We start from the raw sequence: 5,408 nt of genomic DNA on the forward strand, positions 1-5,408 counted from the left end.
TGACCGGTGCGGTCAGCCGCCGCGCAGGCGCGCTGCACGGGCTTTTCGCCATAGTTCGCGGTGTGGCCGCCGAACGGGCGCTGGTAGATCGTGCCGTCCGCGTTGCGGTCAAACGGCATGCCGAAGTGCTCGAGTTCGTAGACGGCGTTCGGCGCTTCGCGGCACATGAACTCGATCGCGTCCTGGTCGCCNAGCCAGTCNGAGCCCTTGATCGTGTCGTAGAAGTGATAGTGCCAGTTGTCCTCGCTCATGTTGCCAAGCGAGGCGCCGATGCCGCCCTGTGCGGCGACCGTGTGCGAGCGCGTGGGAAACACTTTCGAGAGCACGCACACCGACAGACCGGCGCGCGCCAGTTGCAGCGACGCGCGCATTCCCGAGCCGCCCGCGCCGACGATGACCACGTCGAACCTGCGACGCGGCAGGGCATTCCTGATTGCAGCCATGCTTTTATACTCTCCAGAGAATCTGCGCAGCGTAGCCCGCACACGCGAGCAGCCAGACGATCGTCAGCGCCTGCAGCAACAGGCGCGTGCCAACGGGCTTCACATAGTCCATCCAGATGTCGCGGATGCCGACCCACGCGTGATAGAACAGCGAGAGCAGCGTGACGAAGGTGGCGAGCTTCATCCACTGGGTGGCGAAGATCGAGGCCCAGCCCTCGTAGGAAAAGTCGCGCGCGCCGAAGAACCAGGCGAGCAGGATCACCGTGTAGATGGCCATCACGCAGGCGGTGAGGCGCTGCGCGAGCCAGTCGCGCAGGCCGTAGTGCGCGCCGACGACGAGGCGCTTTGAGCCGATCCGGTTAGGGGCTGCCATTTTTAGAATGCTCCGAAGAGTTTGAGCGCGAAGGCGAGAGTCAGCAGCGACGACACGACGAACACCACGATCGAGGTCTGCTTGCCCTTTTCTTTCGTGACCGCTTCGTGGTTGGTGTCCATCAGCAGATGGCGCACGCCCGCGCAGAAATGGAACAGGTAGGCCCAGCCGAGCACCAGCACGACGAGCTTGACGATGAGGTTGGAGAAAAAGGCCCTGAAGCCCTCGAAGCTCAGCTCGGAGGTCAGGCTCTGGTCGAAGAGGTAAAGCAGGAACGGCAGGGCGACGAACAGCAGGCCGCCGCTCACGCGATGCAGGATCGACACGCGCCCTGCAAGAGGCAGGCGATACGCCGTCAATATCTGCCCGATACCGATGTTCCGGAATTCCGGCCTCGGTTTTTTTACCGCTTCAGCCATGCTAGACCCCTGCTATGTAGTCACACCAATCCGCGATTTTAGCGCCTTTTCATTTCGCGCTGCAGCGAAAACCCCGACAGGTCCGTTACAGCGCGCGCAATAAAGACGCCGGCACAAGGCGCGCGCGTGGGACGCCGCGCCCTCGATCCAACCCGGCTCAGCTCAGGTCGTTCTGATAGTAGTAGCCGGTTGTGACATACCAACCTCGCCGGACTTCCACCGGCCGGTCCCCGTATGTGTACGACACGCGCTCGACCGACAGCAGCGGAAAACCAGGCGGCACCTGCAGCAGATCGGCAACCGAAGGCTCGGCCGCAACCGCGCGGATTTTCTCCGTGGCGCGGATCATGCGCGTGCCGAACTCCGTCTCGAACATCGCGTAAAGAGGACCCTTGTACTCCGACAACCGCTCCAGCGTGAGCCCGCGAAACACGGCGCCGGGCAGCCAGATCTCGTCGAGCACGGTGACTTCGCCGTCGAACTGCAGCAGACGCTTGATCAGCACAACGGGATCGGCGGGTTTGAGCTCCAGTTGTCGCGCGATGTCGGCCGACGCGCGCAAACGCCGGCATTCGAGCAGGCGGCTGACGTGCGGATGCTCGGCGCCGTCGTCAGCGAGCAGGCGCAGAAAGCGAAACTGCGCGCGATCTTCGTTGTGCGTTGCAACGAATGTGCCCTTGCCCTGGCGGCGCACGAGCAGGTTTTCGGCAGCCAGTTCGTCGATTGCTTTGCGCACCGTGCCCTGACTGACCTTGTATCTCGCCGCCAATTCGACTTCACTAGGAATAATCTCGCCGGGTTTCCACTCACCGCTTTCCAGGCTTTGCGTTATCAGCCCCTTGATCTGCTGGTACAGCGGACTGAAAGTAGGCGACGCAGCGGGGACGGCCGCGGATACACCTTCGCCGGCGGCCGCCTGGCCGCCCGGATTCGTGGTGTTGGCCGGGTTCGAATTCATCCGCGCATTTCATCATAAAGGGCTGGGTCGCGTCCAGCATTTCCCCCGCAATAGATGTGTCTTATATAAGACATAAGATAATGTTGACTTTGAGCCTGCCGACTCCTACACTCCTTGTCGAGCAAGGGTTTGCGGGTTTTTTGGCGGTTGCGGGCTGCATCTGGTTTGGCAGCGCCGCGACGCACCGGCAGCCGCTCTGCACTACGCTGTTCCCACGCAGTCCAGGTTTCGATTCGCCGCCATTCGTTGGTCAGACGCTTGCCGAAACGCGCTGTTTGCGGGAGCCCGCACCGTGCAGCGGCTACCCCGGCGCCTCAATGTCCGCCCCGTTCTTTCAGAAAACACCGGCCCCTGTCCACGCTTCATACGCCGGTGGCACTGGCGCTAAGCGCTGGCCTGAGAGGGCTCGGCAGTACAGATTTCCGACATGGCGGTCTTGCCGCAGCGCCGCTTTCGGCCCGCAATTAACGGACCAGGCGATGGACCAATTAATGGACCAACCAATGGACCGGCAGCGGGCCGTCCGCCGAACTGTGAATTCCGCCGTGTTTCACAACGCTTCGCTGAACGCGCATATAGAATGGCGTTTTCCCTAGCGTCTAACGCATCGTCCTGGAGATTTCTCAATGGCTAAGCCCGCAAAGCGCGTTGCCGTCACTGGCGCCGCAGGTCAAATTGCTTACTCCCTGCTGTTCCGCATCGCCAATGGTGATCTGCTCGGCAAGGACCAGCCGGTTATCCTGCAGCTGCTCGACCTGCCGCAAGCGCAAGGCGCCGTGAAAGGCGTCGTGATGGAACTGGATGATTGCGCGTTCCCGCTGCTGTCGGGCGTCGTGATCACGGACGACCCGAAGGTCGCATTCAAAGACGCCGACGTCGCTCTGCTGGTCGGCGCGCGTCCGCGTTCGAAAGGCATGGAGCGTAAGGACCTGCTGTCGGCCAACGCCGAAATCTTCACGGTTCAGGGCAAGGCGCTGAACGAAGTCGCAAGCCGCGACGTGAAGGTGCTGGTGGTCGGCAACCCGGCCAACACGAACGCCTACATCGCAATGAAGTCGGCGCCGGATCTGCCGAAGAAGAACTTCACCGCCATGCTGCGCCTGGACCACAACCGTGCGCTGTCGCAACTGGCTGCGAAGTCGGGCAAGCCGGTGGCGTCCATCGAAAAGCTGGCTGTGTGGGGCAACCACTCGCCGACCATGTACCCCGACTTCCGCTTCGCGACCGCCGAAGGCGAGTCGCTGACCAAGCTGATCAACGACGACGAATGGAACCGCAACACGTTCATCCCGACCGTCGGCAAGCGCGGCGCGGCGATTATCGAGGCGCGCGGCCTGTCGTCGGCGGCATCGGCGGCTAACGCTGCAATCGACCACGTGCGCGACTGGGTGCTCGGCACGAACGGCAAGTGGGTCACCATGGGTATTCCGTCGGACGGCTCGTATGGCATTCCCGAAGACATCATCTACGGTGTGCCGGTGATCTGCGAAAACGGTGAGTACAAGCGCGTGGAAGGCCTGGAAATCGACGCGTTCTCGCGCGAGAAGATGGACGGCACGCTGCAGGAACTGCTGGAAGAACGCGAAGGCGTTCAGCATCTGCTCGGCTAAGCACCTGATGCGAAACAACCGGAACTCCGTGGCGTCAACGCGGCGGGTTCCGGTTTTTTTCGTGCGAACGGAGCTGCTTGCGCTAATCGGGCGAACCGAACAGTTTGAGCGATTCCAGCCATTCGCACCCGATCCGAGCGCGCTTTCCATGTCAGCGTGTACGCCTGCACAGAGCGCGCCCGAATCGGTTTTCCCTCAACAAAATCCACGCCACTGACGCCGAAGATGCGCGCCCTCACACCCGCCGAAGTGCTGTTTGACGGCGAAGTGCCGCCCGCTGTGCTGCCTGCCTGCGATCATTACGCCGGCAGCGAGAAGCTGATGCTGAAATCGCTCGCGTTGCAACAGCAGCTCGGACCGGTGTTCGACATCACGCTCGACTGTGAAGACGGCGCGCAAGTGGGCCGTGAAGCGGAACACGCGGAACTCGTCGCGTCGTTCATCGGCAGTGAACATGATCGGTTTGGGCGCGTCGGCGTGCGCATTCACGACTTCAACCACCCGCATTGGCGCGACGACGTCCGCCTGATTCTGCGCGCCGCAAGACGAGCGCCCGCCTACATCACGCTGCCCAAAATCCGTAACGTGCCCGACGCCGCCGAAATGGTCGCGTTTATCGAGGCCACGCGGCGCGAGCTCGGCGTTGCTAATCCGGTTCCGGTTCAACTGCTCGTGGAAACTCACGGCGCGCTGACGCGCGTGTTCGATCTGGCGGCGTTGCCGGGCGTGCAGGCATTGAGCTTCGGCCTGATGGATTTCGTTTCCGCGCACGACGGCGCGATTCCCGACACGGCAATGCGTTCGCCCGGCCAGTTCGATCATCCGCTGGTGCGGCGCGCGAAGCTCGAGATTTCGGCTGCGTGCCACGCGCACGGCAAGGTGCCGTCGCACAATGTGAGCACGGAAGTGCGCAATATGAGCGTGGTCGCCAACGACGCCGCGCGGGCTCGCAACGAGTTCGGCTACACGCGCATGTGGAGCATTCACCCCGCGCAGATCGAAGCAATCGTGGCCGCGTTCGCGCCGCGCGACGAAGAAATCGCGACCGCCACCGACATACTGCTGGCCGCGCAATCCGCGCAATGGGGACCGACGCGCCACCGCGACACCTTGCATGACCGCGCGAGCTACCGCTATTACTGGTCGGTGCTGCGTCGCGCGCGCTCCACGGGCCGCGCCGTTCCGCGAGACGCCGCGCCGCTTTTCGGGGAAGCGGAGCAATGAGCATGCAAACAGGAGACAGCGGCAGATGAGCGAGACAACGCAAACCGTCGACGCACAAGGCGGCTTCAAACCGAAAAAATCCGTCGCGCTGTCCGGCGTGACCGCGGGCAACACGGCGCTGTGCACGGTCGGCAAGACCGGCAACGACCTGCACTATCGCGGCTACGACATTCTCGACATTGCGGGCAATTGCGAGTTTGAAGAGATCGCCTATCTGCTCGTNCATGAAAAGCTGCCCACGCAGGCCGAGCTCACCGCCTACAAGGCGAAGCTGAAGGCGCTGCGCGGCCTGCCCGCGAACGTCAAAGCCGCGCTCGAATGGATTCCCGCGGCCGCGCATCCCATGGACGTGATGCGTACCGGCGTCTCGGTGCTCGGCAC

7 protein-coding genes are annotated in these 5,408 nt (G+C 62.8%); 3 read left to right on the forward strand and 4 right to left on the reverse strand.

Annotated elements, in window-relative coordinates; translation table 11 throughout:
- The 4 genes from A3AC_RS29615 to A3AC_RS0128865 form a co-directional block, all read right to left on the reverse strand.
- The coding region (locus tag A3AC_RS29615) for an FAD-dependent oxidoreductase (protein WP_035475999.1) at positions 1 to 443 on the reverse strand (443 nt) is incomplete at its 3' end.
- A gap of 4 nt (positions 444 to 447) precedes the next feature.
- Positions 448 to 816 carry a succinate dehydrogenase, hydrophobic membrane anchor protein gene (gene sdhD, locus A3AC_RS0128855; RefSeq protein ID WP_013341961.1) on the reverse strand — a complete coding sequence of 123 codons (369 nt, stop codon included), beginning with the start codon at positions 814 to 816 and terminating at the stop codon, positions 448 to 450.
- 2 nt (positions 817 to 818) lie between these two features.
- The gene (gene sdhC / locus A3AC_RS0128860) at positions 819 to 1,235 is read right to left on the reverse strand and encodes a succinate dehydrogenase, cytochrome b556 subunit (protein ID WP_025603098.1); all 417 of its coding nucleotides are present in this window, start codon (positions 1,233 to 1,235) and stop codon (positions 819 to 821) included.
- A 157-nt stretch (positions 1,236 to 1,392) separates the two neighbouring features.
- The gene (locus tag A3AC_RS0128865) at positions 1,393 to 2,193 is read right to left on the reverse strand and encodes a GntR family transcriptional regulator (protein ID WP_025603100.1); all 801 of its coding nucleotides are present in this window, start codon (positions 2,191 to 2,193) and stop codon (positions 1,393 to 1,395) included.
- A gap of 626 nt (positions 2,194 to 2,819) precedes the next feature.
- On the opposite strand from A3AC_RS0128865, the gene A3AC_RS0128870 reads away from it, so the two are divergent.
- The 3 genes from A3AC_RS0128870 to A3AC_RS29620 form a co-directional block, all read left to right on the forward strand.
- Positions 2,820 to 3,803, forward strand: coding sequence for a malate dehydrogenase (locus A3AC_RS0128870; protein WP_025603102.1), 984 nt, complete (start codon positions 2,820 to 2,822; stop codon positions 3,801 to 3,803).
- Positions 3,804 to 4,028: 225 nt separating this feature from the next.
- Positions 4,029 to 5,027: an HpcH/HpaI aldolase/citrate lyase family protein gene (locus tag A3AC_RS0128875; protein WP_025603104.1), complete on the forward strand. Its 999-nt coding sequence runs from the start codon at positions 4,029 to 4,031 to the stop codon at positions 5,025 to 5,027.
- Between the two features lie 25 nt (positions 5,028 to 5,052).
- On the forward strand, positions 5,053 to 5,408 hold a 356-nt coding region (locus A3AC_RS29620), incomplete at its 3' end, for a citrate/2-methylcitrate synthase (RefSeq protein WP_035476074.1).

This window comes from Burkholderia sp. WSM2230, from assembly GCF_000472445.1.
GTDB lineage: Bacteria > Pseudomonadota > Gammaproteobacteria > Burkholderiales > Burkholderiaceae > Paraburkholderia.